A 25439-nucleotide genomic window follows, 5' to 3' on the forward strand; every position below is an offset into this window, starting at 1 on the left:
TCTGGGGCCTTGACCTGGGCTGGGCTAGGTCCTACGTTATCGGCGAATAACATTCGACGGAAGGGTCGGTATGGACTTCATCCTCATGACCGAGGGGGACACCCCGGTCGGGCTCACACATGAGCACCGCTACCGGGAACTGGTCGAGGAGGTACTGCTCGCCGAGCGCGTCGGCTTCGACGCCTTCGGCAGTTCCGAGCAGCACGTCGCCCTCGGGACGGCCTCGGTCTCGGCTCCGGAGGTGCTCTACCCGTACCTGATGGCTCTCACCAGCCGGATCCGCTTCATCCACCTGGTGACACTGCTGCCGACACGGATGAACCACGCACTGCGCGTGGCCGAGCGCGTCGCGACCGAGGACATCCTCTCCAACGGCCGCGTCGAACTCGGCACCGGACGCGGCAACACCACCCTCGCCCTGCGCGCGTTTGAGGTGGACCCTTCCGAGAACAAGGCTCAGTGGCGTGAGGGCATCGAGCTGATCCGGAGCGCGTTCCTCAACGACGTATTCTCGTACGTGGGCGAGCACTACAAGGTTCCGCCGCGCAGCCTGGTCCCCAAGCCCCTCCAAACGCCCTACCCGCCCATCTCGGCCGCCGCCGGCAGCCCCAGCTCGGTCGAAACCGCGGCCACCATGGGCATCGGCGCCATCATGGGCGGCCTCTACCTCGGATTCGACCTCGTCGAGAACATGGTGAAGCTCTACGACAAGACACTCGCCGCCACCGACCACCCCTACCCGATCACACCACGCAAGATGGTCGCGATCTCAGGCGGCATGCACTGCGCCGAGACAACAGCACAGGCCCGCACCGAGGCCAAACCCCTCTTCGACATGGCCAAACTCTCCACCGACGCCTACGAACGGCTGTCCAAGCTCTCACAGGACTACGCCTACATGGGCGCCGTCAAAGACATCGACTTCAACGACGAGGAGTACATGTTCGAACGCTCCCAAGGCTTCATGGTCGGCGACCCGGACCACTGCATCGAACACGTACAGCGATACGCCGACATGGGCGTCGACGCACTCGTCCTACGCGTCGACAGCCTCCCCCACCACCAGCTACTGCGCTCGATCGAACTCTTCGGCAAGTACGTCATCCCCCACTTCAAAAACCCCCGCAACGTCGTCCGCCCCGCCGACGACGTACTCGCCGACATCCGAGCCGCACGCCCCGCCCACCAAGAAGCACTTCACCAGTTCCACTCCCAGCACAACCCCACACACCACAAGGAGACCAGCCGATGACCGACCTCTACAACCACGGCACCGGCGACATCCTCACCGAACGCCACGACAATGGCATCCTCCAGATCACGATCAATCGACCCCACCGGTACAACTCGCTCACCCTGCCGATGTTCGAGGAGATGAACCGGATCTGGGCCGACGTCGAGCGCGACGACCAGACCCGGGTCGTCGTCATCACCGGGGCCGGCAAGGCCTTCTGTACCGGGATGGACGTCGCTCAGCCCGATCCCACGCCCCAGGACGCGCTCGCGATGCTGGAGACCGAACGCAAGCGGGTCGCGACGATGTTGCGCATCGAGAAGCCGATCATCTCCGCGATCAACGGCCCCGCGGTCGGCTACGGGCTGTCGACCGCGCTTCTCGCCGACATCAGCATCGCCGCGGACGACGCGGTGCTGATCGAAGGCCATACCAAGGTCGGCGTGACCGCCGGCGACCACGCCGCGCTCATCTGGCCGTTGCTTGTCGGCATGGCCAAGACCAAGTACTACGTGCTCACCTCCGAGAAGCTGACGGGCGCCGAGGCCGAGCGGATCGGGCTCGTGAGCCTGTCCGTTCCCCGCGAGCAGGTGCTGCCCCGCGCGCTCGAGGTCGCGTCCCATCTGGCCCGCGGTTCCCAGCAGGCGCTCCGTTTCACCAAGCGTGCGCTCAACTCCTGGCTCACCAACGCGGTGCCTCAGCACGAGCTGTCCGCGGCACTCGAGATCCTCGACTTCGCCGGTGCCGACTACGCCGAAGCACGCCAGGCTTTCCGGGAGAAGCGCCCCGTGGACTTCCCCTCCGCTCGCACCGCCGGCGGACCGGCGAACTGAGGGAAGGCGAGCATGAGCATTGCCTCGCACAACACAGCGCCCAGCGCTGTGCACGCGTCCGACGAAGTGGACGGCGTGGTTGTACTCACTCTGAACCACCCGCCGGCGAACGCGCTCAGCAACTCGCTCGTCAGCGAGCTGACAACGACGCTGGAAACCCTTGCCAGCGGCCCCGGCACCCCCGCAGTGGTCTTGACGGGAGCTGGTGAGCGCTTCTTCTGCGCGGGTGGCGACATCAAGGAAGCCATCGGCTTCGGCGCCGATTCGATGGTCGAACGGATGGCGTCGTTTCACGCGCTGCTCTGCGCTCTGGAGGACTTTCCCCGGCCGCTGGTGTGTGCGGTCAACGGCTGGTGCGTCGGTGGCGGCATCGAAATGGCCCTGTTCGCCGACACGGTGTACGCGTCGACTGAGGCGCGTTTCGTCTTCCCCGAGATCAACCACGGGATGCTGCCGGCCGTGAAGGGGATCACTCGGGTGCGCGGGGTCCTGGGCGACCGCGCGGCCCGGCGCCTCCTGCTGGGCGGAGAGCCCGTCGACGCGTTCGACGCGGAGCGGATGGGCATCGTCGACCAGGTGGTCGAGCAGGGCGACCTGCTCGCGATCGCGATGGCGGACGCGCGGGCGGCAGCGGCGAAACCACCTGCCGTGTTCGCGGCGCTGAAACGGGCCCTGCACTCAGGAACTTCCCGTTGGCCGGTCGAAGAGCAGCTCCGCGTCACGGTCGCCGACGCGCGCACGGTCTTCGACGACCCTGCCGCCCGAGCCGCCCGCGAGGGATTTCATGGTTGATCGATTTCAAGGGCTGGACCCGGACGCCTTCCGTTCGGCGTTGGCCCGCTTCCCCTCAGGCGTGACGATCGTGACGACGCGAAGCGCGTCAGGCACGCTGCACGGGTTCACCGCGAGTTCCTTCGCCGCGCTGTCGCTCGATCCACCGCTCGTCCTGGTGTGCCTGGACCGAGGAGCGGACTGCTCCCCCGTCTTCACTGCGGCCGAGCGGTTCATCGTCAACATCGTGACTCCCGGGCACGCCGAGTTGGCGATCAAGTTCGCGACAAAGGGTGAAAACAAGTTCGCGAACGGAGCCTTCGAATTCGACGAAAGCGGTCACCCGCTACTGCCCGATGCGGCGGCAGTCATCCATTGTGAACTGGAGAACGTCGCACCCGGCGGAGATCACGTCATCCTCATCGGCCGTGTACACGACGCGCGGACAGGTAGCGGCAAGCCGGTGACGTGGTACCGAGGTGGCTTCCTGCATCTCGGGGAGAGTGCCGCATGAATCTCATCGGGCCCGGGATTGTCGGCTCTGGAAGAGAGGCCGTGTCATGGATCTGACCAGTTTCGAGCCAACCCGGACGCTACCGGGGCTGCTGCTCGATCGCGCGAACAAGGAACCCGACGCCCTCGCGCTGCGCTACTGGCGTGACGGGGTGATGCAGACGATCACGTGGCGGACGTACCGGGATCGCGTGCAAGATCTCGCGCTCGGCCTTGTCGCGCGAGGTGTGCGGCACGGCGATCGCGTCGCGGTGATGAGCAGCGCACGCCCGGAGTGGGTGTTCGCCGCGCTGGCCGTGCAGAGTGTCGGCGGCGTCGTGATCGGCGTCTATCCGACCAACTCACCTGCCGAGATCGAGCAACTCCTCGTACACAGCGAGGCCGTCGCCTTCATCGGCGAGACGACGACGGAGCTCAGCAAGGTGGCGAAGGTCGCCGCACACACGCCGAAGCTGCGGCTCGTGGTCGGAATCGACGCCACTCCGCCGGAGCTACCCGAGGTGATCAGAGGGACACCGTGGGAAGCGCTGTGCGAAGAAGGAACACAGTACGCCGACGACAGCGCCGATCCTCTGTCCGAGCTGGTCGACGGCGGCTCCCTCGACGATGCCGCCGTGCTGTTCTACACGTCGGGATCCACGGGAGCTCCGAAAGGCGTCACCCACTCGCACCGCACGCTTCAGCACGCGGTTCAGACCTTCGTCGGCCTCTACCCGCAGCTCCTCCGCCACGAGCACGATGCCGTGGGCTTCCTGCCGTTGGCCCATGTGGCGCCGGCGTTGGTGTCGGTGTTCGCGCCACTGCTCTCACGGCTGGTGGTCACATACTGCCCCATTGGTGACTACGAAGACGTGTTGCGCTCGGTGCGGCCGACAGCAGTGCTCTGGCCGCCGCGGTTCTACGAGAAGATCGCCAGCGAACTGATCGCACAGACGGAGGTCTGGCCGCGACTTCGTCGCTACGCCTATGGCGCCGCCATGTGGGTCGGCCGCAGAGTAGCCGAACGCCGTTGGTCCCACCGCCGGCCCTCGGTACCGCTGCGGATCGCGTACGCTGCCGCACTTCGTTGGGTGTTCTTGCCACTGCGGGCAACCGTCGGAATGGATCGCATCCGGGTTGCCTACACCGCGTCTGCCGCGATGCCCGAAAGCGTCATCGCGATTTGGCAGATCTGGGGGCTCGATCTTCGCGAGAACTACGGTCTCACCGAGACCGCCGGGTGTCCGATAGCTCATTTCAACCATCCGTTCCCCCGTCCGGGCTCCATCGGCAGGGAATTCCCGGACCCACGGTTCCAGGTGAAAGTCGCGGACGATGGCGAAATGCTGCTCCGCGCGCCGTTGCTCTTCGACGGATACTGGCGCAACCCGGCGGAGACCGAGGCTGCTTACCAGGATGGCTGGTTCCGCACCGGTGACCTGATAGAGCGCACACCCCGCGGCGACATCCGGCTCATCGGCCGGAAGAAGGACGTGATCATCACCCGAGGCGGCAAAACGATCAATCCTCAGCCCATCGAAACCCGATTGAAGGAGAGCTCACTGATCAACGAAGCGATCATCGTCGGCGACTCCCGTAAGTACCTCACCGTCCTGCTCGAGCCGAGCACAACCGCAGCCGCCCGGTCGGCAGAGGTGCTGGCCGAACGCCTGCGGGCGGAGGTCGCTCGGGTCAACGCGGACCTCGCGCGGGTGGAGCAGTTGAAGGACTTTCGCGTTCTGCCGCGGTCCCTGGAAGTCGAGCGCGGCGAACGGACCGCGAACGGCAAGATCAAGCGCAATGCCGTCGTGAGCTCGTTCGCCACGTTGATCGACGACATGTACGGCGCGAACGACGACGCGGCGATCGCGAACCACGTGCGCTCAAGGTCGAACTAGGCGGTTGATCGCGTGAAGATCGCGTGAACTGAGGTCGGTCCGCAGGCGTGGGAGGAGGGCGTTCAAGGTTGACGTGTGAACGAAGAACTGAACACCCTTCTGGTGGCACTCTACGTGTTGATCAACGATCACGTCGCCCTATCCCGTGCCTGCCGTGGCCGTCAGATGTTGTTGTCCGCCACCCCTGTGCCCTGCGGCATGTCGCGGGAAACGGTCAACCGCTCGGAGTTGGCAGGCCTGCCGGGCAAGGCCGCCGACTTCCTGCGAGCCGCCGAACGAGCGCGAAAACGGCCGCGGGCTCTCGTTGGTCGCCGCCTGCACGCACTCCTGGGGCTGGTCGCCGGTGAACGGTCGACACGGCCGGGGGAAGCGCGTGTGGTTCACCTGTGCACTCGCCACGCCACGCCGATGACCTCTGGTGTCCAGGTGAAGGGCACCACACTGGCGGGGCTGGCCGCCGTCCGGTCGATGGGCCACACTGCTCACAGTTTTGCAAGGCCGAGTGACGCAAGGGGCGCTGATGGGCGCGTACGACGAGACTTACCACCGCAGCCTGGAGGAGGTCGAAGGGTTCTGGCTGGACGCGGCGGCGATCGACTGGACCCGGACGCCGACCCGGGCGCTGGACGACTCCCGTGCGCCGCTTGTGCGGTGGTTTCCCGACGGTGAACTCAACACCTCGTACAACGCGTTGGACCGGCATGTCGAGAACGGCCACGGCGACCGGACCGCGCTGATCTACGATTCCCCGGTGACGGGTGCGGTCCGGCGCTACGAGGCGCGGGATCGCCGACGGGCGCGACGAACCGGTGCCGTCGACGATCGAGGACCCGTCGGTGCTGGACGCGCTGCGGCCCGTGCTGCGCCCTGAGTGAGCGTTCCCCGTCGGCAGCACCTGGGTCGGTGGTGGACCGCCGCCGGGGCACACGGTCGCTTCGTCACGGCATCGATGGAGGCCATCGTCGGCTGACCTGGAGCAAGGCCAGTTGTGATCGCCGCTTTGCGCTGACGAGTGGGAGCAGTGCCGCCATGACGGCCCTGTCGCTCCAGGAGAAGCGGGGCCGTGGCTGGGCACGGCGTGCGATGGCCAGTTGATGCCGGAGCATCAAGATCTCTGTGTCCTTCGAGGCATCCGAACGGGCGAGTAGGGCAAGCCATCGGAAGGCTTGGCAGGCGAGCAGGTAGATGAGGCGTATCACCACGACCGGCATGCTCCCTCAGAACGGCTCGTTGCTCCTGAGGTCTGGCAGATCCGAATCAGCAGGTCAGCCCAGGTGACATAAATCCGGCACCCACAGGGGCCCGCCTCCACCGATCGGCGGGCTGTCGTTCAAGACTTTAGGAACACGCGGTCCTGATGCCCCGCTTCGTATGTCGCGTCCCTGATGGATGGCTGGCGCCGTATGTCGATCTGTGGAAAGTTCATGCCCCCTATACAGTGCCGAGATGGTTTCGGAGCTGCAGCGACTTGTCGACGCGTTCGGTGCCCGCCTTGGTCGGTCGATCGCCATCGACGACACGCGACTCAAGCTGCTCGCGTACAACGCGCACACTGGCGACGTGGACGACGCCCGGATCGAATCGGTCATGCACCGTGGTGTGTCGGCCGCGCTGGTCGCGCACGTCTGCGAGCAGGGCGCTGCCCAGGCTTCCGATGTCTTCACTCTTCCGCCGTGCCCCCAGATCGGCATCACGATGGAACGGGTCGGCATGCCGATCCGCTACGACGATGCCCTGCTCGGCTACGTATGGCTGATCGGCTCCGATGGCCCTATCGGCGACCGGGCCGTCGAGTTGCTGCGCGAGGCGGCTACGCAAGCCGCCCTGGTCCTGCACCGCGGCCACCTTGGCGTCGAAGTGACTCGCAGCCACGTTAGGGAGCTAGTCCGCGACCTGATCGCCCCGGACCAGGCACTCCGGACGGAGGCGGGTGCCGCGCTCGTCGAGGAGGAACACGCCGTGGCCGGCCCGGTCACCGTCCTGGTAGCCATGGTGGCGCGCGAAGAGGGCGAGCCTCTGGCTGAAGAACGCCGTCTGGCCCTGGAGCTCGCCGTCGACCGCTGTCGACGACGGCTTCCCCCCTCGCGCGGATTGGCCCTGACGCGTCCGGATCACGCGCTTCTGCTGACGATCTGGCCTGGGGCACGTTCCCAGGTCATCGAGCGCAATGCCGCCGAGCTTGCCGAGGTGCTGCGCGAAAAGCTGGTCGCAGAACTCGGCCTGGGCCGGGCCGCCCTGTGCTGGGTAGGCGTAGGCGGGCCACGCCCACGCCTCACGGAGGCCCACTCTTCCTACGAGGAGGCCCGCCGCGCTGCCGAGGTCGCCCGCATCACGGGCACCCTGGGTCAAGTGGTGGCTCATACACAGCTGGGCGTGTACGCGCTATTGGGCAAGCTCACCCCCGACGAGCTTGCCGAGGGCATCCACCCGGGGCTGCGCTCCCTGCTTTCAAACCCCGCGCACCGTGGGCTGGTTGAAACCCTGCGGGTGTATCTCGATCACGCCGGCGATGCTCAGCATGCCGCCACCGCCCTACATATCCACCGCTCCACACTCTACAAACGGCTGCACCGCGTTGAGCAGCTCACTGGACTGCAACTGGACGTCGGCGATGACCGACTGGCCGCGCATATCGGCCTGAAGATAGGAGATTTGCACCCCCGCTTGCCGACATCGATGAAAGCGCCGGACGTGGTGTTCTGAGCACGGGCAGCAGCCAGTGCCGCATCAGGCAACGTTCGCCCTGTCGAGGACGGCGCGCAGGTGCCGGTCCTCGGCATGGCGGTTTCGCCAGATGATGTAGCGGCGGATCATGCTGCCCTGCTCTTTGTGGGTGGCGTGGTCGGTGCCGTCGAGGGTGAAGTAGCGCAGGGCGGTGAACTGGGCCTCGATGCGGTTGAGCCAGGAGGAGTTCGTCGGGGTGTAGGCGATCTCGACGTTGTTCGCCGCGGCCCAGGTGCCGACCCGCTGGCACTTCTTCATGGTCAGGTGCGGGGAGAAGTTGTCGCAGACGATCGCGATACGGGCCTTGTCCGGGTAGAGGGTGCGCAGGTAGCGGCGGAACTCCAGGAACTGCGTCCGCCGCTTGACCGGTTTGATGTGGCCGTAGAGCTTGTCCTTGGCCAGGTCCAGGGCGGCGAACAGGTGCCGTACTCCGCCGTAGCGGTTGTAGGTCGCCCGCCGCCTGCGGCGCGGCTCACGGCCGGGGTCCTTGTGCTTGCCGCCACGCTCGGCCCACTGCTTCCCGGGATGGGGCATGAGGTTGAGCGGGCCGAACTCGTCCATGCAGAAGATGACTTCGGGCTCGCCTTCCTCGGGCAGGACCTCCCCGTCGGCGATCGCGTAGAGGTGCTCGACGCGGGCCTTCTTGGCCGCGTAGTCCGGGTCGCGGGAGGTCTTCCAGGTCTTCAGGCGTTGAAAGGAGACGCCTTCCTCGCGGAGCAGGATGCGCAGGCCCTCGTGGCTGATGTCGTCGATCACCCCCTCTGCGACCAGGAAGTCCGCCGGCCCTCGTCATCGTCGATCTCCCGGACCTGCACTCGTTCAGCCACGTGATCATTCTGGCCGTCCGGTTGCCGCGCCGGGCGACACCGGCCTGTTGACCGGACTACGGGAGGACACGCCGGGCGGTAGCGCATCCCCGCTCGGGCGTCGACGGCTTCTACGACTGGGCGGTGGCGTCGGACCGCCGCTTTGCCAGGATGCCGGTTCCCGCCCGGAGCCGGCCGGGTGGTCAGTCCAGTGCGGGGCGTGTGCGGCGTGCGGTGTGTGCGGGCCACCCGACTGCGGCGTACCAGACCAGGGCCGCGCATATGAAGCCCGTCGCCGCGGAGACCAGTGACCTTGTGAGGGTGTCGTCCCGTGCGCCGGAAACGAGGGCGACGGCCAGTGCCAGCGTCAGGGTGATGACGGGCAGCGCACGGGGGCTCCGCGTGGCGCCTGGCACGGCGGCCGGCGGCAGCAGCCAGGTTGCGAGGCCGTAACAGGCACAGGCCAACAGTGTGGCTCCCAGCACTTCGCTGGGCCGGTGGCCGCCCATGGTCGCGCTGGCGGCGGCGATGCAGGCGAGCCACAGCACACCGGCCATGGCGACGTAGGGGCGGATGCGGGGGGACACCACGAGGACGGCGGCGAGGGTCAGCGCGGCGGGGATGGCCGAGTGCCCGCTGGGGAAACCCTGATCAAGGAGATTCTCGGGCGCGCCCACCAGATCGGGGCGGGGCAGGATGGTCGATTTGAGCACATCGTTGCCTCCGGCCGTGAGAATGACGACCCCGAGCGCCGCGCACCCCTGCCGCCAGCACCGCCGCACCAGGGTGAGGACCACGATGACGGCCAGGCCCACCATCAGCGTGGGCTTGGCACTCAATTCCATCGGCGGCAGGGGCGTCGAGCCGTAGGCCGCTCCTGACAGGGGGTAGATCCATGCTTCTTCGCCGCCCTGTTTACCGAGATAAAACCAGGGGTTCTCAGCTCGTTGCCCCCACGGGGTGCAGATGGCGAGCAGGTAGACCGCCAGGAACCCCAGGGTGTACAGCAGAGTCGGCATCCACGGCCGTGTCGTACGCGACGGGCTGGGGTCGTCGGGGGCCTCGGGGGCCTGGCTTGAGGCCCCCGGACGGTGCGCGGGCAGGGACTGAGAATCGTGCTGAGTCATCGCTCTGTTTCTTCCGTTGGGGGGAGTTCGGTCACGCACGTCTTCCGGCACGACGTGGGCCGCCGGGCTCGGCCGGCCCACCGGGGGTCCGCTCCTATTCGGCGAGTGCCTGCCCCTGTCGGCGCTGGGCGGCGATCGCCACGGCGGGGAGAGGTGCGATCAGCAGGATGAGGACGACCAGGTCCGGAAAGGACTGCATGAACGCGTCCGGCCGGACGACGATCGCCTGCGTGCGGACGATCGCGAACGCCGCGACGGGGATCAGCCACCGGTGGTCGCCGGTGGCGGCCGTCGCCACCCACGCGGCGATCAGCGCGGCGACTTCGAGGACGAACAAACCGCGCTGGAAAGCCGGACTGACGGAGATGATGTGCAGGCCCCCGGCCACGAACATGGCGAGCACGACGGGGGCCAGCCAGCGGTACGAGCGGCGTCGCAGACGGCTGGGACGGCAGAGCGCCAGCACGGCGCACGCGGCGCACAGTGCCCCCGACAGCACCAGGTCACGGGCCGTTATCGGGGCGCCAAGACCGTAGTAGCCCAGGCCCGCCTTGCCCTCGTCGCCGAAGAGGGTGCGGCCGTGGGACGTGGCGCCGGCCCAGATCATGGCTGCCGCGGCCGGCAGCGCGATCCACGGTCTGCCGCGCAGCAGGGCGATCAGGCAGCCCAGCGGGAGCAGCCCGTAGGGCAGCAGCCGTATCCGCGTGGGACCTTCGGCCCACGGGTACCAGCCGGAGAAGTGGAAGGCGATGGCGTGCTGTCCGGGGTCGATGTGCAGTGCCCAGTGCCACACATCCTGCAAGTACGGAACCAGCGCCAGCGCGGCGAGGGCCAGGGCGGCCAGATGGATGCCGTCCAGCCACCACGGCCGGGCCGTGTCGTCGACGACGGCACGGGCGCGGGCCTGCACCCCGGCGCACACCAGGGCGGCAACTTCCCGCGGCGGGGGCCAGGAGCGGCCGGGATACGCCTCGGACAGGCAGGCCAGCACCTCCTCTCCCTGCCGGGAACGGTAGGGCTCGGGATAGGCCGCAAGCAGCAGACGATTCATGCCGGGGCCGCTCCGGCATCCCGCGAGTGTCCGATGACGACGGCCGCCGCCTGCTGCATCCGCAGCGCCTCCCGGCCGAGCGCCTCGGCGCCGTCCTCGGTGAGCCGGTAGTAGCGCCGCGCCCGCCCGTCCACGATCTCCTCATGGCCGGCGGCCACCAGCCCGGCCCGCTCCATCCGCTCCAGCGCGCCGTAGAGAGTGCCGACAGCGATCCGGAGCCGCCCGTGGGTGGCCTGCTCGGCAGCCTTGATGATGCCGTAACCGTGCAACGGACCATCCATGAGTGCAGCAAGGATGAAGTACTGCGATTCCGTCAAGGGCGGATTCTGTCTGGTCATGCATCGAGCATATATCGAGCTACGAAATATATCTGCCAGCCCTGGGTGATCAGCGGCAGCACCTCCACGCCCGCGGCGAGCGTCACCCTCTCCCGGCCGGCGGGCGCGACGGCGATCTCCTCGACGCACCCGCGCGGCGTTGGCGGATGCTCACCGCGACCTGGTCCGGGCCGAGCGGAATGTCTTTCCCACCGTGTCCGCCGGACCCGTCTCGCCTCCGTTGAATCTTCCATGGACCAGACCCTGTTCGCCCGGACCGGCCGGGAGATCAAGAAGATCGCCAAGCCCAAGCCGGCCGAGCACGGCCTGCCGTGCTCGACCTGGAGCCCGGCCAAGCTGGCCGGTTTCCTGGTAGCCGAGGGGGCGTTCGACGACATCAGCCACGAGGGCCTTCGGGCCCTGCTCCGCGAGGAAGGCGTCTGATTTCAATGCATAAAGACCTGGAAGACCTCACACGACTACGCGGCCAAGAAGGCCCAGGTCGAACATCTCTACGCGATCGCCGACGGTGAGGTCGTACCCGAGGAAGGCGAGCCCGAAGTCGTCTTCTGCATGGACGAGTTCGGGCCGCTCAACCTCCAGCCCCACCCCGGGCGGCAGTGGACCGAACGCGGCGGCCGCCACAAGGACCCCGCCCGGGAACCGAGGCCCCGCCGGCGGGCGACCTACACCCGCCCGCACGGGGTCCGGCACCTGTTCGCCGCCTACGACCTGGCCAAGGGCAAGCTCTACGGGGCCGCGTCAAGCCGAAGAAGAAGCGGACCAGGTTCCTGGAGTTCTGCCGTTACCTGCGCAGCCTCTACCCGCCCGAGATCCGCATCGCGATCGTGCTCGACAACTTGAGCAGGGCAGCATGATCCGTCGCTACCTCATCTGGTGAAACAAGCACGCCGCCGACGAACGCCTCCGCGAGGTCGTGAACAGGGCGAACGTTGCCTGATGCGGCACTAGGCAACGTTGCTACGGTTGCCGCAGAACCTGCGGCGTTCGCCGTGCCGTCACCCCCGTGACGTGCACGAGCCTGCCCAGTGCCGCAACGAGATGGTCAAGGCGCTCGGGAGCTGCGCATACTACGGCGCTGAAGACGGACGTGCCTGCGGGCCTGCGCCGGAAGCTCACCTCGTGGAGGTCGGCGTTGCGGCTGTGCAAAGTCGCCATGATGCGTAGCATCGTTGATCGGTTACCCGGCACCAGGTCGGCCGAGACGATGTAGTGCTCCATGCGGGTGGGCTCCTTCAGCAGGGTGTGCTTTCTCGCCCGTCAGGCGGCTGATGCGCTGCCGGATGGCCGCGAGCGCGCCTGACCGGCCCCCCGGCGGCCCGGACCACGACCGGGAGACAGGTGACACCCCCACCACACCGGTCGTTGACTCCAGCAGAGAAGAGAACCGCTGTTGACGCTTTCGGGGCGGCAACGGCGAGCAGGATCCGCTAGCTCGTCGAAGACGTCGCTGGTGACGCTGATGTGCGCTTCGCACCGTGCGTGGGGTTGCCCAGCTCCGGCTCGCCAGGTTTGCACAGGTGGTCGACCGCCGGGTACGAGGCCATCCTCTTCGACGGGGAACTCGGCTCAGCGGCCAGCGTCAGCCGAGGACTGTGCCCGTGGATGGGGCCGGCCGACGTCGACGTGAGAACGCACCGAGGTCGATGGTTTGGCCGGTGTGTTCGCAGGTGTGCGTGAGCGCACTCCGGTCGTGGTCGTGCCCGCCTTCGACACCGTGGATCAGGGTGGTCATGAGGCGGCCTACCAGAGGGGCGTTCTTGAACTGATTGCCGCTGGTGCCTATGGCCACGTAGAAGCCGGCAAGTTCGGTTCGGTCGTATACGGGGGTCCAGTCGTCGGTCACGTCGTATACGCCTGCCACACCACGAGGCTTGTTGGGAACGCGCAGGCCGGGCAGTCGGCGAGCCGCCCGCGTCACCTGCGTCCTGAACTGCGACACGGTCGGAATGGGACTCCCGTCGTCCGGATCGTCGAGCCATTCCAGCGGGTCGCACTCGGGTTCCGTGCCGCCGACGAGCAGGAACTCCCTGCCCTCGGGCCGTATATACGTGCCGAGGTCCATATCGACCAGCACCGGTGCGTGCCCGTCGCCGCCGGCGTCGTGGTAGCCGGCGGGCGCCGCTACGTGGTGCACCTCCTGGCGCAGCGGCCGCAGACCGACGGTGAAGTCGCCGCCCACTTCGGCGAGCCGGTTCAGCTGTCCCGACCATGGGCCGGCCGCGTTGACGACCACCCCGGCGGACAGTTCGGTTCCATCCTTGAGGCGCACCCCGCGCACGCGTCCCCCGCGCCGCATCACCGCGGTGACGGGGGTCTTCCACCGGAAGGCGGCTCCGTGCCGCTGGGCCGCCGTAGCAAGGTTGTGCGCGGCGAGTTGCGGGTCGTCGATAAAGCCCCCGTCGGGTGTGTGGAGAGCACCGAGCCGAGCGGACGCGTCGGCGAAGAACTCGTCGTCATCCACGGGGCGGGGCGGGAAGCACCGGCCGGTGTCCACGGCGGGCGACCGCTTGGACAGCTCTCGTGCACCCCATTTTTCGTACGGGACACCGACCTTGTCGAAGTGTCGCGTGAACATGCCGCAGGGTGCGAAGTCCACGTCCAGCATGGTGACGCCGCAGCGGTTGAACGCTGCGAGGGGTTCACGGGCGGGTGCTTGGAGATGGTCGCGCCATGCTTCCCAGCAGTGACGGGACTCCCAAGCAGCATTGACGCCCGCGATCGTGGGATAGGTGAAGCGGACCACGGCGCTCGAGGCGCTGGTGGAGCCGTTGCCTGCGCCGCCGAACTTGTCGACCACGACGACCCGCAGACCGCTCCGCACCAGTTCGAGAGCGATAGAGGATCCGATTACCCCGGCCCCGACGACGACAACGTCTGTGCTCTCAGCCATGTTCCAACCCACCTTCTCGTTGCCGGACCAGACGGTTCCTCTGGCGGCGCGGAGGGTCGCCGCTCCGCCCGTTGTCCGCACATTACGCAGGTCAGAGTCCATGTTCCGGCGACTGTTGTCGCCACTTTCTGTCGTCGTACCCAACAGTTGTCGCGCGAGAGCCAAGTCGCGCGCTCCTCGGCGGTCGCCGTGAGGACATCCCCGTCATAGGCGGGGCCACAAAGGTGAGGTCGGCTCCGGACGCGACAGCTACGGGGCCGTGGCTGTTGCAGGCGTGAGCGAAGACCGACTCTGCCGGCAGGAAGATGTAGCCACCGTGCGCCATCCCAGGGCTGTTGATCATGCTCGCCGTCATGGTCATGTGCAGCCGTGCGCTGGCCTTACCCACGTCCAGCATGTCAATTCCGAGCAGTCGCGAAGCACGGTCCTCGTCGCACATACTGCCCCCTGCAGCTATGACGAGCAGCCCTCCCTTCGTGCAAACCGAACATTCGGTCAGCACGTGGAAAGGTGAAGCAACCAATGGTCGAGGCTGCTTGTCAGCGCGTCCGCAGACAGGGTCCGAGGACCAGGTGAGGCGGCGGCAAGGGCCGAGGGCCTGCTCAGCGCTCCGGACGTGATCGTGGAACGGATCGGCCCTCTCTCATGCGCAGGATCAAGGTGACCGCGTCCTCCGAGCGGGTTCCGGGAGTCAGGACTTCCTGCAAGAGGAGGCCGCGAATCGCGGCAACGGTGACGGTGGCCACATCCCGCGCTTCCTTCGCGTCGAGCCCTTCGCGTTCCGCGAGTGAGGACAGCATCACGGTCAGGTCGCCGATCGACTCTACGAACTCACGGAAGTCCTCGGGGCCGTACGCGGCCAGCCCGACGACGTAGAAGAAGCCGCGGACACGCGACAGCTGCTCTGGCCGGGTGTAAGTACGCCAGATCGCCACAACGAAATCGTCGAAGGTGCCCTGCTGGGCGGCCTCCAAAAGTGCCTCGTTGTCACGGGATCGCTGCGCCTTGAGCATGGCGGCCAAGACGCCCGGGAGTGACCCGAAATGGTATCGCAACAGGGCGTGGCTGGTCTCGATCCGGGCGGCGATCTCACGGAGCGACATCTCCGGCGGGGGAAGGGCCTCGCCGAAGGCGTCGAGAAGTCGTGCCAGGAGTCGCTCGCGCGCGCTGCCCTTGCGTTCCGAGGTTGACAGGATCACTCCCACAGTTTATCCATTGGAAAAGAATGATTGGCGGTTCCATGTTGCTTCGCACATGGTCGCAGTCAGCTCGCAACGGCGGAGGATCGACTATGGGACCTGCTCATGTAGTCGGGGCGGCGGTCATCGACGGATCGGGGCGCGATCCCAGCAACCTCGACATCACTATCGAGAACGGCCGCATCACCCAACTCGGTGCCTCCAGCGCGCACGGCGAGCGTCTCGATGCCGAGGGATTGACGATGACGCCCGGCCTGATCGACGCTCACGTCCACCTGGGCCTGTCGAGCCCGATCCAGCCGCACTTCTCGTTTCAGATAAGCGCCGCCGAGATCGCGGCGGACATCTTCGCCACGGCCAGCGCGACGCTCGACGCCGGCTTCACCACCGTTCGCGACACCGGCGGGATCGACGGCGGTGTCGTCACCGCGATCGCGAAGGGCAAGGTCAGAGGGCCGCGCGTCCTGTCGTGCGGACCTGTTCAGTGCCAGATCGGCGGGCACGGCTACTACGGAGCCGAATGGGAACCCACCGAGCTGTGGAGCAGCCACCACATCCCGGGCCTGTGCGCCCTCTCCATGATGGCGGGCAACGCGGACGAGCTGCGACACAACGTCCGCGAAGCCTTCCGTCGCGGAGCCTCCTTCCTGAAGCTCTGCGTGACCGGCGGAGTGGTGGGCGCACATGATCGACTGACCGACACCCAGTTCACCGTCGAAGAGATCGCTGTTGCAGTTCAAGAAGCTGCGGCACGGAACACCTACGTGACAGTCCACGCCCACAACAACGAGGGCATACGAAATGCGGTCGAGGCCGGGGTGCGCTGTGTCGAGCACGGCACCAGCCTCGACGAATCCACAGCGACCCTGATGGCCGCTCGCCAGGTTGCCCTCGTGCCCACGTTCGCTGTCGTCGAGCAACTGCTGCACGAAACCGCCGGAGCCGGTCTCGCCGAGTCGACCCGCGACCGAGTCAAGGGCGTACGCGAGCAGATGACGAAGGCGCTCGCTGTCGCCAAGCACGCAGGAGTACGGATCGGGCTGGGTTCCGACCTCATCGGTCCGGCCCAGGACCGTCGCGGCAAAGAACTCAGCCTGCGCGCAGCCCTCGAGACGCCGATGGAAGCGCTCGTGGCGGCGACCAAGACCAACGCCGAGATCCTCGGCCTGTCCGGCCAGGTGGGTGTCATCACTCCCGGCGCACAGGCAGACCTCGTTCTTTGGAACGGCAACCCGCTCGAAGACCCAGAACTGTTCTCCGACCCCACCAACGCCGTCCTCGTAATCCAGGCTGGCCAAATCGTGAAGGACCTCAGATGAGCACCATGTGGCAGGGCTGCCTCGCCCACACCGACTACTTCGAGATGCGCTCCAGCGGTGGGCACGACTACGGCGTCTGGGTCACCACGCCACCGCGCTACGACCCTGCCGCGGCGCAAGCGCCTGTCGTGTACGTGCTCGACGGCAACTGGGCCGTGGGCATGACCGCCCCACTCATCGTCACGCAACTGGACCCCATGCAGTCGATTCAGCCCTACATCCAAGTCAGCGTGGGTTACGCAGGCGAGGAAGCAGAGCACTGGGAGCGGTTGCGCAACCGCGACCTCGTGCCTCCCGGCGAACCCATCGCGAAGGAGTACATCGATGCGGTGGAGATGGGGGTCGAAGCGGGCACGACGACTCGCGAGCAAGCCGACGCCCTCCTCGCTGAATTGAGCGACAGCCGCGGGGATATGTTCCTGAACTTCCTTACCGACGACCTACACCCGCGGATCGAACGCGACTACGGCACAGCCCCGAGCGGTCACGGCCTCTTCGGCTATTCCTACGGCGGACTCTTCAGTCTCTACGCCTGGCTCACCAACAGCACCTTCTTCGAGAGCATCGGCGCGGGCAGCCCCGGCATTGTCAATACAGACAGTCAGGTCTTCGCTCGTCTTCAAGCAATGGGTGACACCCTGCCTGCTGCCAAGCTTCACGTGACCTTCAACGACCGAGAGATCCTCGGAGACCTGGCGGTCTACCAGAATCTCACGCAGAACACGGCCACGTTCCTTCACCGCCTCACCTCACGCAGCGGATCCGTCACCAGCGCACTCATGCACGAAACGCACGTGACTGGGCTGCAGGCATCGTTCCTCAGCTACCTCAGGACCTGCCGTGCCCAGTAAGCCTGGACGCCGCGGCTCTGCCTGACCGCCGCGCTGGGCGGCGGCGCTCCTGGCCAGTGCCGCCGCCCCGAGTGCCTGGCACCACTCGCCGCACCCGACCGGTACGTGTTTCGAGCCCGAGCCGGTCGCGTCGGGAAGCGCGCCACCCAGGGGGAGGAACGGAACGGAGCAAGAGGCGCCCCAAGACTTCCATCGGTCTTTCGTACGTATCGTCCATGAACCGGCTGCCCGGCGGCGTGGTGCCATCAATGGTGCATTCATATTTGAGTCAACTTCTCTGGAGGTGTGCGGGTGGCCGAGCGGGACTTCGTCAGCACGACGCCCCCTGCCGTGGGTATCGCCGAAGTACTCAGGCGACGGCTGCCCGCTGGCCGGGTGGTGACTGATCCGGACATCGTCGCCGGTCTCTCCCACGACCAGGCGGTGTGGGCGCCTGTTGGCCGAGCGGTGGCCGTCGTGCGCGCCAAGAGCACCGACGAGGTCCGGACCGTGGTTCGTGCGTGCCTGGAGCAAGGAGTCCCGTTGGTTGCACGCGGCGCCGGTACTGGATTGTCGGGGGGCGCCAATGCCGTCGAAGGCGGCGTGATCCTCGCGCTGGACGGCATGGATCGGGTGCTGGAGGTCGACGAGCTGGAGCGCCTCGCCGTCGTGCAGCCCGGTGTGGTCAACGACGACCTGCGCGCCCATGTAGCGGCGCTCGGCCTGTGGTACCCGCCTGACCCCGCCAGTTCGCCCTGGTCGACCATTGGAGGAAATGTCGCGACGAACGCTGGCGGAGTGTGCTGTGTCAAGTACGGCGTCACTCGCGACTATGTCCTCGGTTTGGAGGTCGTGACCGGCACGGGCGAGGTGGTCCGGCTCGGGCGCCGTACGTCGAAGGGGGTCGCCGGCTACGACCTTGTGGGCCTCATGGTGGGTGCCGAGGGCACTCTTGGTGTCGTCACCGAGATCACGGTCCGGCTGCGACGCCTGCCTCCGGTCGGCGTGACCGCCGTCGGCTACTTCGACAGCGTCGGGCAGGCCGGTGACGCGGTGCGTGCGACGGCTGCCGCCGGGCTGCGGCCGGCCGCGCTGGAACTCGTCGACCGGCACTGTCTGCGCGCGGTCGATGCCTGGAAGAACATGGGGCTCTCCGCCGAGGCGGACGTGGTCCTCCTGGCCCGTTTCGACGATGATGGCCGCGCGGCCGAGGAGGGCGCCCGCCGGATGGTCGACTGCTTCCGCGGGGCTGGCTCTACTTGGGCGGACCGGTCGGAGACAGAGGAAGAGGCCGAGATGCTCTTCGCGGCCCGCCGGCTGGCCTTCCCCGCGCTCGAGCGGCTGGGGCCGGTACTCACGGAGGACGTCTGTGTGCCCATCGGGGCGGTGGCCGAGATGCTGGCCCGCATCGACCGGACCGCGGAGAGGCACCGGATCACCATCGCTAACATCGCGCACGTCGGCGACGGCAACTTGCATCCGCTGCTTGTGACGGAACACGGTGACGCGGCGGCTCAGGTCCGGGCCCGCGCGGCGTTCGACGACATCATCGCGGACGCCCTTGAATTGGGTGGGACGGTGACTGGTGAGCACGGTGTGGGACTGCTCAAGCGGCCCGGCCTCACCCGTGAACTCGGCCCGGCCGTCCTGGAGATGCATCGCGCGGTGAAGCGTGCTCTCGACCCGGCCGGGATTCTCAACCCTGGCAAAGTTTTCGGGTCGGCATGACCCCTTGGCCAAGTACAAGACCGGGCCGCGGACGACAGAGCTGCCAGAGCCGGAGCTCCACGCACGGTACTCCGGCGTCAGCGACGTGCTTTGCGCGTCGGAGGGTTCCAGCTTAGTACTCCAGCAGCGTTTCGCTATCTGGCCTGGTCAGAGGCGTTGTCGGGAGTGTAGTGGGCCGGTGGTGTGTCAGGGGCGGTCTTGCCGGACCGCCCCTCCAACGAGTGGATCGGGGAAATGGCTGGGCTGTGATACGGACAGCCTCCCAACGTGATCGACGAACATGCGGACGCGGCCGGGGAACGAGAACTCGACGACCTCTTCCTCTGCATCGGCCACCGGTTTGGCCGTGCCGGCCTGCGGCGCCGGATGCGGGACTATGTGCGGAGCCTGCTCGCCCCTGTCGGCCGCACGAACGGCTGGCAACTGGCCGAGTTCGCCGGGCATCGCACCCCCGATGGCCTCCAGCGGTTGCTGAATGGAGCAACCTGGGACGCCGACGACGTCCGCGACGACCTGCAGTCATATGTCGCCAAGCACCTCGGCGATGACAGCGGGGTGCTCGTCATCGATGACACCGGCTTCATCAAGAAGGGCACCACCTCGGCCGGAGTGCAGCGCCAATACTCCGGCACCGTCGGCCGCACCGAGAACTGCCAGATCGGTGTCTTCGCCGCCTACGCCACCAGCACCGGACGGGCGTTGGTGGACCGGGAGCTGTACTTGCCCAGGTCATGGACAAAGGACCGCGAGCGCCAGGCCGTCGCCCGCCCCTGCCACTACCGCCGACGACTCCACTCGTAGGAGGGGCGGTCCGGCAAGACCGCCCCTGACACACCACCAGCCCACTACACTCCCGACGACGCCTCTGACCAGGCCAGATAGCGAAACGCTGCTGGAGTACTAACCCTCGGGTTTTCTGGCGCGTCCCACTAGGAGTCAGCCGGGTCCATCGCTGGCGGCCGCGAGGAGTGGTACCACCAGATCGCTGATCGGCGTCGGGATGCCGTGGGCCCGTCCGCGGCGCAGCACGACACCATTGCGGGTGTGCCATTCGAGCGGCCGGTTGGCTTCGCGGTCGGCGAGGATGGAGGTGCCCATATCGGCCGGGTAAGCCTGGAAGCTGTCAACGATCTCTCGCGGCACCTCGTCGCTCAGTGCCGCGCCCTCGGCTCGGGCAACCTCTAGGCACTCCCGTAGATAGGCCAGAGACAGTTCGACGATATCGTCCCTGTCGAATATGCCGGCGCGGCGGCCCGTAAGGACCATCAATCCGGCAGCCGCGTTCTGCAGCAGCTTGCGCCACGCCACGGACTTGAAGTCCGTGGCCAGGTCGACCGAGCACCGAGTGCCACGCAGAGCCTCGAGCACCACACGAGACGCTGGTGTGTCCGGCAGGGTGAGGCGTGCTTCGCCGCGCAGCCATACCGAACCGTCGGGCTGCGCTTGGGCGGGGAACCACACGACTGAGGGGATGGCCCGGGCGTCGGGGAGGTAAGGCGCGACCATCGGTCCTTGCTCGACTCCGTTCTGCAGAACACAGACAACGGTGTCTGCACCGCACAATGCCGTCAACCATGGTGCCGCCGCCTCGACTTGCGTCGACTTGACGGCGAGGAAAACAAGGTCGACCGCTCTGCCAGCCTGTGCCGGGTCGATCTGCACAGGCCCCGGCACGACGACGCGACGTTCGCCTACGTGCAGCTCGAGGCGTTCACGTGCTGTGCGGCCAAAAATCCTCGGCGTACGGCCGGCCTCATGCAGCGCCGCGGCCACGGTGGTGCCGATCGCCCCCGGACCCACAACTGCGACGGTTGGGTCCATCGATATCATCATCTCCCTTGAGTAGTCCCGGACAGCCAGTTGTCTGATGTGCCGGGCTGGTAATGCAGCTTGGATTCGGCGTTTGCCGATAGACCTCCTGTGCGGCTGCCAGCGCGGATGGATCAGGGACGTCTCTGGTCTGTCACCGGGAGGGTCTGACCGCTTCCCGGGGAGCGGGCCCAGGCGGTCCGGTGAGGAGTCCGCGAAGCTCGCTCATTGGCTGCGCGGGAGCGACAAGCTCCGTCCATGGATACGTCTGTGCGCTGCCGGAGAGGAATCCGAGTGCGGCGAGGAGATGACGGGGTTCGTAATTGTGCTGCCCGTGAATGGATGTGTGGTTGCGGACGATGGACTCGGGGTCGATCTCCAGCAGGCCGTCGGGCGCGACAGTACCAACGAGGACGGCGGTGCCGCCGACGTCAAGGAACGCAAGGCCCTGCTGGAGCGCCGAGCGCGATCCGGAGAATTCGAATAGGACGTCGATCGTGCCTGCGTCAGGAACGCTGTCAACGGAGCGCGTCGCACCGAATCGTTCGGCGAGGGCGCGCCGATCCGCGCTGATGTCGATCGACGTAACGGCAACAGCGCCGGCGGCGGCCGCTACGGCGGCTGCGGTCAGCCCGAGCATGCCGGCTCCGATGACGGCGATCCGTTTGCCGGCAAGATCTCCGGCGCGCTCGGTCACGGCCATCACGGTCGCGGTAGCGCACGCCGCCGGCGCGGCGAGCTCGTCTGGGAGGTCGTCGCCGACGACGGCGATGGGCATCCCGCGCGGCAGGAGGATGTGGGCGGCATATCCGCCAGAGAGCGCCCACCTCGACTCCAGCGCTTCATGCCCTGCCTTTTTGAGGTGGCGGCACTTGGCCGTGATGCCCCTTGCGCAGCGATCACAGGTGCCGCACGGCAGCGTGACGGACCAGATGACTCGTTGGCCGACGTGAAGCTCGGTTCCGTCGATCGTTTCGATCCGGCCGTGTTTCGCGACCACGGTTCCGACGGTCTCGTGTCCGAGGATCGACGGGCACGGCTGCTGGCGTCGCCCGCTGACCGTGTGGCGGTCGCTGCCGCACACTGTTGCCAGGTCGATCTGGATGAGCGCCTCGCCGGCGCCGAGCGCTGGGATCGGAAAGGTTTCGAGGCCGATCAGGTCGCCGCCGCGCCAGACGACCGCGGTGGTCTCGTTCGGAACGCGTCCCTCGGGAGCAGCCTGCGGCGTTGTCGGGTTGGCGATCGTCATCGTGCCTGTTCCAAGGTCTTCGCCGAGACGAGCGCGGGGACGTCCGCGACGGACCGCAGCAGGTGGGTGTGCTGGTGAGATCCGAGTTCCTGTGCTGTGCCGGCGCCGGAGAGGACGCCGACAACATATCCGACACCGGCGTTGACGCCGGCCGCGAGGTCGCGGGGAGTGTCGCCGGCGGCGAGGACCCGTGACCGGTCGGAGACCCCGGCGAGTTCCATCGCTCGGAAGATCATGAACGGCGCGGGCCGTCCTTGCGGAACATCGGTGCCGCAGACGACCCCGTCGACAATGGTGTCTCCCTCCCAGCCGATCGCGCCGAGCAGCAGCCCGACGATATCGTGATCGAATCCGGTGTTGAGGACGACTTTGATGCCGGCTTCGCGGAGTTGGGTCATGGCGTCGAGAACGCCGGGCAGCGGCGTCGGTGGCTGTGCGGCGTAGGCGGTCTGTAGACGCCTGCGGAAGTCCTCCACGACGAGCGCGAGCCGGTCTGGTTCCGGCGGGATGCCCTCGTTGTCGATGAGGAGCGCCTTCAAGGCTTCGTGTTTCGCGGCCCCGTGCCAACGGTTGATGTCCTCGTCGGTCGGGTCGGCGCCGTGTGCTCGTGCGGTGTCGGCGAGGACCTGGTAGACCCGTAGGCCCTCGTCGATGGTGGTCCCGGCCATGTCGAACACGGCGAGGTCGATGCGTGGGGCGGTCATTCCGGGCTCCTCGTAGATCAGGGCCGTGCGCTGCGGACCAGGGGGGTCCGCATGTCAGGGGCATTCTGGATCGTGAACGCGACCTCGGTGGGCAGGTAGCGGTCGTCGTGGTATTCGATGATCGCGCCCTCGGCGTTCCGTGTGGTGCGGCGTTGCCGGAGCAGCGGCGAGCCCTCGGGGACGCCCAGCCACGCCGCGTCGACCGCGTCCGCGGCGACCGCGTCGATGACGTGCGACGCCGCCGCGAACACCACGCCGCGGGACTGCAGGAACTCCCACTGCGACCCGGCGTCCGAGTCGAACTCGAACAACAGCCGACCGACAGATTCGACGTACAGGGCACGCTCGAGCATCGTCGGGACGTCGTCCAGCGTCCGCAGCCGCAACCCTTGCACCACCATGGAGCCCTCGTCGAGCTGCAGTGCGGCCGCGGCATCCGAGTTGGCGATGCGGAGTCCCAGTTCCAACGTGCGCTGCCCAGGGGCCCGACCCAGCGAACGGGCCCATGACGAATAGGACATCAACGTGTCGAAGGGCTGACCGACCGCGTCGGCGCGGACGGTCGAGCGGCGTCCGCGACTACTGGAGATCACTCCTTCCGCGCGCAGTGTCGCCAGCGCTTGACGCACCGGTGCACGCGAGGCGCTCCACTCCGCGCACAGTTCCGCTTCCGACGGCACGGTTTGCCCGACGAGAAGACTCCCGTCGCGGATCCGTTCCCGAAGGCTTTCCGCGATCGCGGCGTGCAGGGCCATGGTCATACCGGCATCGTCACATGTAAGTACAGGTTGGTCAAGACCGTCCGCGCGTGCACCCGGCGCAGGATGTCAGCGCGGTGAACAAGAGTCGAAAATCGGGTAGATCACGGCGCTCTCGCTTGTGCCTGCCATTCGCAATACCCAACCTACTTGGCATGACAAGTCTGCTACAGGAGGCGATGGTGCCACCTCATCCGCGAACGGACCGAACCTTTTGGAGCCGACTTTGACCAATCCGACCGCAAGTGCGTCCGTAGCCCGAGCGCTCGACGACGCAAAGCTCAGCGCGTTCCATCTCCGGGCTGCCGCGACCGCAGGAGCAGGCTTCTTCACGGACTCCTACGACTTGAACGTCATCGGCACGATGACGCTGCTGGTCGGACCACAGTTCCACCTCACGAGCGGCCAGACCTCGACGCTGACCAGCTCGACGTTGCTCGCGGTAGCGGTCGGAGCAATGGGTCTTCGGCCGCCTGGGGGACGTGCTCGGACGCCGCCGGGTCTACGGACTGGAGGCGGTGCTGATGATCATCGGCGCGCTCATGTCCGCGTTCGCACCGAACTTCATCGGGCTGCTGGTCGGACGGCTCGTCCTCGGGCTCGGGATCGGCGGGGACTACCCCGCAAGCAGCGTGATCACCACCGAATATGCGAACCGGCGCAATCGCGGCCGCCTGGTCGGGATGACGTTCATCTTCTATGTGGCCGGGCAAGTGACCGCCTACCTGGTCAGCCTTCTGGTGCTCGCCATCGGGACGCCGAACGAAATCGCGTGGCGACTCATCCTCGGCCTCGGCGTCATTCCGTCGCTGCTCGTGCTCTACCAGCGCCGCCACATGCCCGAATCCCCGCGCTGGACCGCCAACCGTGGCGACGCGGCAGCGGCGATGGACGACCTCGCCAAGTTCGCGGGCCCTGCGCTCAACGCCGCGAAGCCGTCGACCACGGCTCCTCGGACGCCGCTGCGCTCTGGCATGAAGCGTTCGACCCTCATCACGCTGGTCGGCACCGCTGGCGCGTGGTTCTTCTTCAACGTCACCGTGTACGGGAACAACGTCAGTCAGCCACTGCTCATCAAGAACATCGAACCCGACGCGAGCACCCTTGCAAACATCGCGCTGAACGCCGTGCTCGTGGTGTGCTTCAGCGTCCCCGGAGCCATCGTCGGTCTCGGCGTGCTGGACCAACTTCCCCGCCGCGCCCAGCAAGTGATCGGGTTCGCGCTGTGCGCGGCGGCCATGGCCGCGTCACATTCGTGCCGGCACTGAGCACTACGGTGCTGCCGTTCGCTGTGCTGTTCGGCCTCTCGCTGCTCGGCGTCGCCTTCGGACCGAACTACACCACAATGCTTCTCGGCGCCGAAGCGTTCCCCACCTCGGTGAGGAGCACGTTCCACGGGCTCTCCTCCGGCTTCGCCAAGATCGGTGCGTTCATCGGCGCACTGCTGGTCCCGCTGCTGCTGAACGGGGCCGGACTTCGCATGGTGACGCTGCTGGCGATGGGCTGCTTCCTCGCCGGCGCAGCGCTGACCTACTTCGTCCGCGAACCCAACGGCCCTTCTCTCGAGGAGGCCAGCGGCGAAGCGGCGCCGCCCATCACAGAAGCCGCCGCCGAAGAACCGGTCCGGAGCCATTGATGTCGTCTGCGGAGGGTCAAAGGCGCTCCCCCGAGCCTCG

Annotated in this window: 22 protein-coding genes and 3 pseudogenes; 14 read left to right on the forward strand and 11 right to left on the reverse strand. The window is 67.1% G+C overall.

Annotated features, from left to right (window positions below; genetic code table 11):
* The first annotated feature begins 70 nt into the window (after nt 1–70).
* The 7 genes from ACK1X7_RS11075 to ACK1X7_RS11105 all read left to right on the forward strand — a co-directional run bounded on the left by ACK1X7_RS11075 (nt 71) and on the right by ACK1X7_RS11105 (nt 7931).
* The gene (locus ACK1X7_RS11075) at nt 71–1252 is read left to right on the forward strand and encodes an LLM class flavin-dependent oxidoreductase (protein WP_413115029.1); all 1182 of its coding nucleotides are present in this window, start codon (nt 71–73) and stop codon (nt 1250–1252) included.
* Nucleotides 1249–2067: an enoyl-CoA hydratase/isomerase family protein gene (locus ACK1X7_RS11080; protein ID WP_413115030.1), complete on the forward strand. Its 819-nt coding sequence runs from the start codon at nt 1249–1251 to the stop codon at nt 2065–2067. The genes ACK1X7_RS11075 and ACK1X7_RS11080 overlap by 4 nt, the downstream gene beginning before the upstream one ends.
* A 12-nt stretch (nt 2068–2079) precedes the next feature.
* Nucleotides 2080–2859: an enoyl-CoA hydratase/isomerase family protein gene (locus ACK1X7_RS11085; RefSeq protein WP_385118722.1), complete on the forward strand. Its 780-nt coding sequence runs from the start codon at nt 2080–2082 to the stop codon at nt 2857–2859.
* Complete coding sequence (locus ACK1X7_RS11090; RefSeq protein WP_385155039.1) at nt 2852–3352, forward strand: flavin reductase family protein; 501 nt, start codon at nt 2852–2854, stop codon at nt 3350–3352. The genes ACK1X7_RS11085 and ACK1X7_RS11090 overlap by 8 nt, the downstream gene beginning before the upstream one ends.
* Before the next feature lie 46 nt (nt 3353–3398).
* Nucleotides 3399–5228: an AMP-dependent synthetase/ligase gene (locus ACK1X7_RS11095; protein ID WP_413115031.1), complete on the forward strand. Its 1830-nt coding sequence runs from the start codon at nt 3399–3401 to the stop codon at nt 5226–5228.
* A 520-nt stretch (nt 5229–5748) separates the two neighbouring features.
* Complete coding sequence (locus ACK1X7_RS11100) at nt 5749–6099, forward strand: acetyl-coenzyme A synthetase N-terminal domain-containing protein (RefSeq protein ID WP_398161220.1); 351 nt, start codon at nt 5749–5751, stop codon at nt 6097–6099.
* A gap of 575 nt (nt 6100–6674) precedes the next feature.
* A complete protein-coding gene (locus tag ACK1X7_RS11105; RefSeq protein ID WP_413115032.1) occupies nt 6675–7931 on the forward strand; it encodes a PucR family transcriptional regulator in 1257 nt (418 codons plus the stop codon).
* 24 nt (nt 7932–7955) lie between these two features.
* Here the strand turns inward: ACK1X7_RS11105 and ACK1X7_RS11110 are convergent.
* The 4 genes and pseudogenes from ACK1X7_RS11110 to ACK1X7_RS11125 all read right to left on the reverse strand — a co-directional run.
* Nucleotides 7956–8732: pseudogene (locus tag ACK1X7_RS11110) on the reverse strand (transposase); the annotation flags it as partial.
* A gap of 229 nt (nt 8733–8961) precedes the next feature.
* Nucleotides 8962–9885: a phosphatase PAP2 family protein gene (locus ACK1X7_RS11115; RefSeq protein WP_413115033.1), complete on the reverse strand. Its 924-nt coding sequence runs from the start codon at nt 9883–9885 to the stop codon at nt 8962–8964.
* Nucleotides 9886–9979: 94 nt separating this feature from the next.
* Nucleotides 9980–10936, reverse strand: a complete 957-nt coding sequence (locus ACK1X7_RS11120; RefSeq protein ID WP_385153051.1) for a hypothetical protein — start codon at nt 10934–10936, stop codon at nt 9980–9982.
* Nucleotides 10933–11274 (reverse strand): PadR family transcriptional regulator, encoded by a 342-nt coding sequence (locus ACK1X7_RS11125; protein ID WP_390795661.1) that lies wholly within the window; start codon nt 11272–11274, stop codon nt 10933–10935. The genes ACK1X7_RS11120 and ACK1X7_RS11125 overlap by 4 nt, the downstream gene beginning before the upstream one ends.
* Nucleotides 11275–11535: 261 nt before the next feature.
* On the opposite strand from ACK1X7_RS11125, the pseudogene ACK1X7_RS11130 reads away from it, so the two are divergent.
* Nucleotides 11536–12154: pseudogene (locus ACK1X7_RS11130) on the forward strand (IS630 family transposase); the annotation flags it as partial.
* Nucleotides 12155–12234: 80 nt separating this feature from the next.
* Here the strand turns inward: ACK1X7_RS11130 and ACK1X7_RS11135 are convergent.
* The 3 genes from ACK1X7_RS11135 to ACK1X7_RS11145 form a co-directional block, all read right to left on the reverse strand.
* Nucleotides 12235–12495, reverse strand: coding sequence for a hypothetical protein (locus ACK1X7_RS11135; RefSeq protein ID WP_385153045.1), 261 nt, complete (start codon nt 12493–12495; stop codon nt 12235–12237).
* 361 nt (nt 12496–12856) lie between these two features.
* Nucleotides 12857–14332: an NAD(P)/FAD-dependent oxidoreductase gene (locus tag ACK1X7_RS11140; RefSeq protein WP_385153042.1), complete on the reverse strand. Its 1476-nt coding sequence runs from the start codon at nt 14330–14332 to the stop codon at nt 12857–12859.
* A gap of 437 nt (nt 14333–14769) precedes the next feature.
* A complete protein-coding gene (locus ACK1X7_RS11145; protein ID WP_208522654.1) occupies nt 14770–15372 on the reverse strand; it encodes a TetR/AcrR family transcriptional regulator in 603 nt (200 codons plus the stop codon).
* Between the two features lie 86 nt (nt 15373–15458).
* On the opposite strand from ACK1X7_RS11145, the gene ACK1X7_RS11150 reads away from it, so the two are divergent.
* From ACK1X7_RS11150 to ACK1X7_RS11165, 4 genes and pseudogenes are all read left to right on the forward strand, one after another.
* Nucleotides 15459–16685, forward strand: coding sequence for a metal-dependent hydrolase family protein (locus ACK1X7_RS11150; protein WP_413115034.1), 1227 nt, complete (start codon nt 15459–15461; stop codon nt 16683–16685).
* Nucleotides 16682–17536, forward strand: a complete 855-nt coding sequence (locus ACK1X7_RS11155; RefSeq protein ID WP_398161226.1) for an alpha/beta hydrolase — start codon at nt 16682–16684, stop codon at nt 17534–17536. The genes ACK1X7_RS11150 and ACK1X7_RS11155 overlap by 4 nt, the downstream gene beginning before the upstream one ends.
* Nucleotides 17537–17872: 336 nt before the next feature.
* Complete coding sequence (locus ACK1X7_RS11160) at nt 17873–19243, forward strand: FAD-binding oxidoreductase (protein WP_413116869.1); 1371 nt, start codon at nt 17873–17875, stop codon at nt 19241–19243.
* 270 nt (nt 19244–19513) lie between these two features.
* Nucleotides 19514–19996: pseudogene (locus tag ACK1X7_RS11165) on the forward strand (IS701 family transposase); the annotation flags it as partial.
* Nucleotides 19997–20179: 183 nt separating this feature from the next.
* Here ACK1X7_RS11165 and ACK1X7_RS11170 read toward each other — a convergent pair.
* The 4 genes from ACK1X7_RS11170 to ACK1X7_RS11185 form a co-directional block, all read right to left on the reverse strand.
* On the reverse strand, nt 20180–21064 hold the full coding sequence (locus ACK1X7_RS11170; protein ID WP_413115035.1) for an oxidoreductase: 885 nt from the start codon (nt 21062–21064) through the stop codon (nt 20180–20182).
* A gap of 142 nt (nt 21065–21206) precedes the next feature.
* The gene (locus ACK1X7_RS11175) at nt 21207–22301 is read right to left on the reverse strand and encodes a zinc-binding dehydrogenase (RefSeq protein WP_413115036.1); all 1095 of its coding nucleotides are present in this window, start codon (nt 22299–22301) and stop codon (nt 21207–21209) included.
* Complete coding sequence (locus ACK1X7_RS11180; RefSeq protein WP_398161232.1) at nt 22298–23005, reverse strand: phosphonatase-like hydrolase; 708 nt, start codon at nt 23003–23005, stop codon at nt 22298–22300. Before ACK1X7_RS11180 ends, ACK1X7_RS11175 begins: the two co-directional genes overlap by 4 nt.
* A 17-nt stretch (nt 23006–23022) precedes the next feature.
* Nucleotides 23023–23766: a GntR family transcriptional regulator gene (locus ACK1X7_RS11185; protein ID WP_385152447.1), complete on the reverse strand. Its 744-nt coding sequence runs from the start codon at nt 23764–23766 to the stop codon at nt 23023–23025.
* A gap of 470 nt (nt 23767–24236) precedes the next feature.
* Here ACK1X7_RS11185 and ACK1X7_RS11190 point away from each other — a divergent pair, with 470 nt between their 5' ends.
* A complete protein-coding gene (locus tag ACK1X7_RS11190) occupies nt 24237–25031 on the forward strand; it encodes an MFS transporter (protein ID WP_390795553.1) in 795 nt (264 codons plus the stop codon).
* Nucleotides 25019–25399, forward strand: a complete 381-nt coding sequence (locus ACK1X7_RS11195) for an MFS transporter (RefSeq protein WP_413115037.1) — start codon at nt 25019–25021, stop codon at nt 25397–25399. The genes ACK1X7_RS11190 and ACK1X7_RS11195 overlap by 13 nt, the downstream gene beginning before the upstream one ends.
* Nucleotides 25400–25439: the final 40 nt, after the last annotated feature.

It is taken from the genome of Streptomyces sp. CY-1 (assembly GCF_047218265.1).
In the GTDB taxonomy this organism is placed as follows: Bacteria; Actinomycetota; Actinomycetes; order Streptomycetales; family Streptomycetaceae; genus Streptomyces; species Streptomyces niphimycinicus.

Coding starts and splice junctions, on each gene's coding strand:
- ACK1X7_RS11075 (WP_413115029.1), top strand. CDS start 71: ATGGACTTCATCCTCATGACCGAGGGGGACACCCCGGTCGGGCTCACA.
- ACK1X7_RS11080 (WP_413115030.1), top strand. CDS start 1,249: ATGACCGACCTCTACAACCACGGCACCGGCGACATCCTCACCGAACGC.
- ACK1X7_RS11085 (WP_385118722.1), top strand. CDS start 2,080: ATGAGCATTGCCTCGCACAACACAGCGCCCAGCGCTGTGCACGCGTCC.
- ACK1X7_RS11090 (WP_385155039.1), top strand. CDS start 2,852: ATGGTTGATCGATTTCAAGGGCTGGACCCGGACGCCTTCCGTTCGGCG.
- ACK1X7_RS11095 (WP_413115031.1), top strand. CDS start 3,399: ATGGATCTGACCAGTTTCGAGCCAACCCGGACGCTACCGGGGCTGCTG.
- ACK1X7_RS11100 (WP_398161220.1), top strand. CDS start 5,749: ATGGGCGCGTACGACGAGACTTACCACCGCAGCCTGGAGGAGGTCGAA.
- ACK1X7_RS11105 (WP_413115032.1), top strand. CDS start 6,675: ATGGTTTCGGAGCTGCAGCGACTTGTCGACGCGTTCGGTGCCCGCCTT.
- ACK1X7_RS11115 (WP_413115033.1), bottom strand. CDS start 9,885: ATGACTCAGCACGATTCTCAGTCCCTGCCCGCGCACCGTCCGGGGGCC.
- ACK1X7_RS11120 (WP_385153051.1), bottom strand. CDS start 10,936: ATGAATCGTCTGCTGCTTGCGGCCTATCCCGAGCCCTACCGTTCCCGG.
- ACK1X7_RS11125 (WP_390795661.1), bottom strand. CDS start 11,274: ATGACCAGACAGAATCCGCCCTTGACGGAATCGCAGTACTTCATCCTT.
- ACK1X7_RS11135 (WP_385153045.1), bottom strand. CDS start 12,495: ATGGAGCACTACATCGTCTCGGCCGACCTGGTGCCGGGTAACCGATCA.
- ACK1X7_RS11150 (WP_413115034.1), top strand. CDS start 15,459: ATGGGACCTGCTCATGTAGTCGGGGCGGCGGTCATCGACGGATCGGGG.
- ACK1X7_RS11155 (WP_398161226.1), top strand. CDS start 16,682: ATGAGCACCATGTGGCAGGGCTGCCTCGCCCACACCGACTACTTCGAG.
- ACK1X7_RS11170 (WP_413115035.1), bottom strand. CDS start 21,064: ATGGACCCAACCGTCGCAGTTGTGGGTCCGGGGGCGATCGGCACCACC.
- ACK1X7_RS11175 (WP_413115036.1), bottom strand. CDS start 22,301: ATGACGATCGCCAACCCGACAACGCCGCAGGCTGCTCCCGAGGGACGC.
- ACK1X7_RS11180 (WP_398161232.1), bottom strand. CDS start 23,005: ATGACCGCCCCACGCATCGACCTCGCCGTGTTCGACATGGCCGGGACC.
- ACK1X7_RS11185 (WP_385152447.1), bottom strand. CDS start 23,766: ATGACCATGGCCCTGCACGCCGCGATCGCGGAAAGCCTTCGGGAACGG.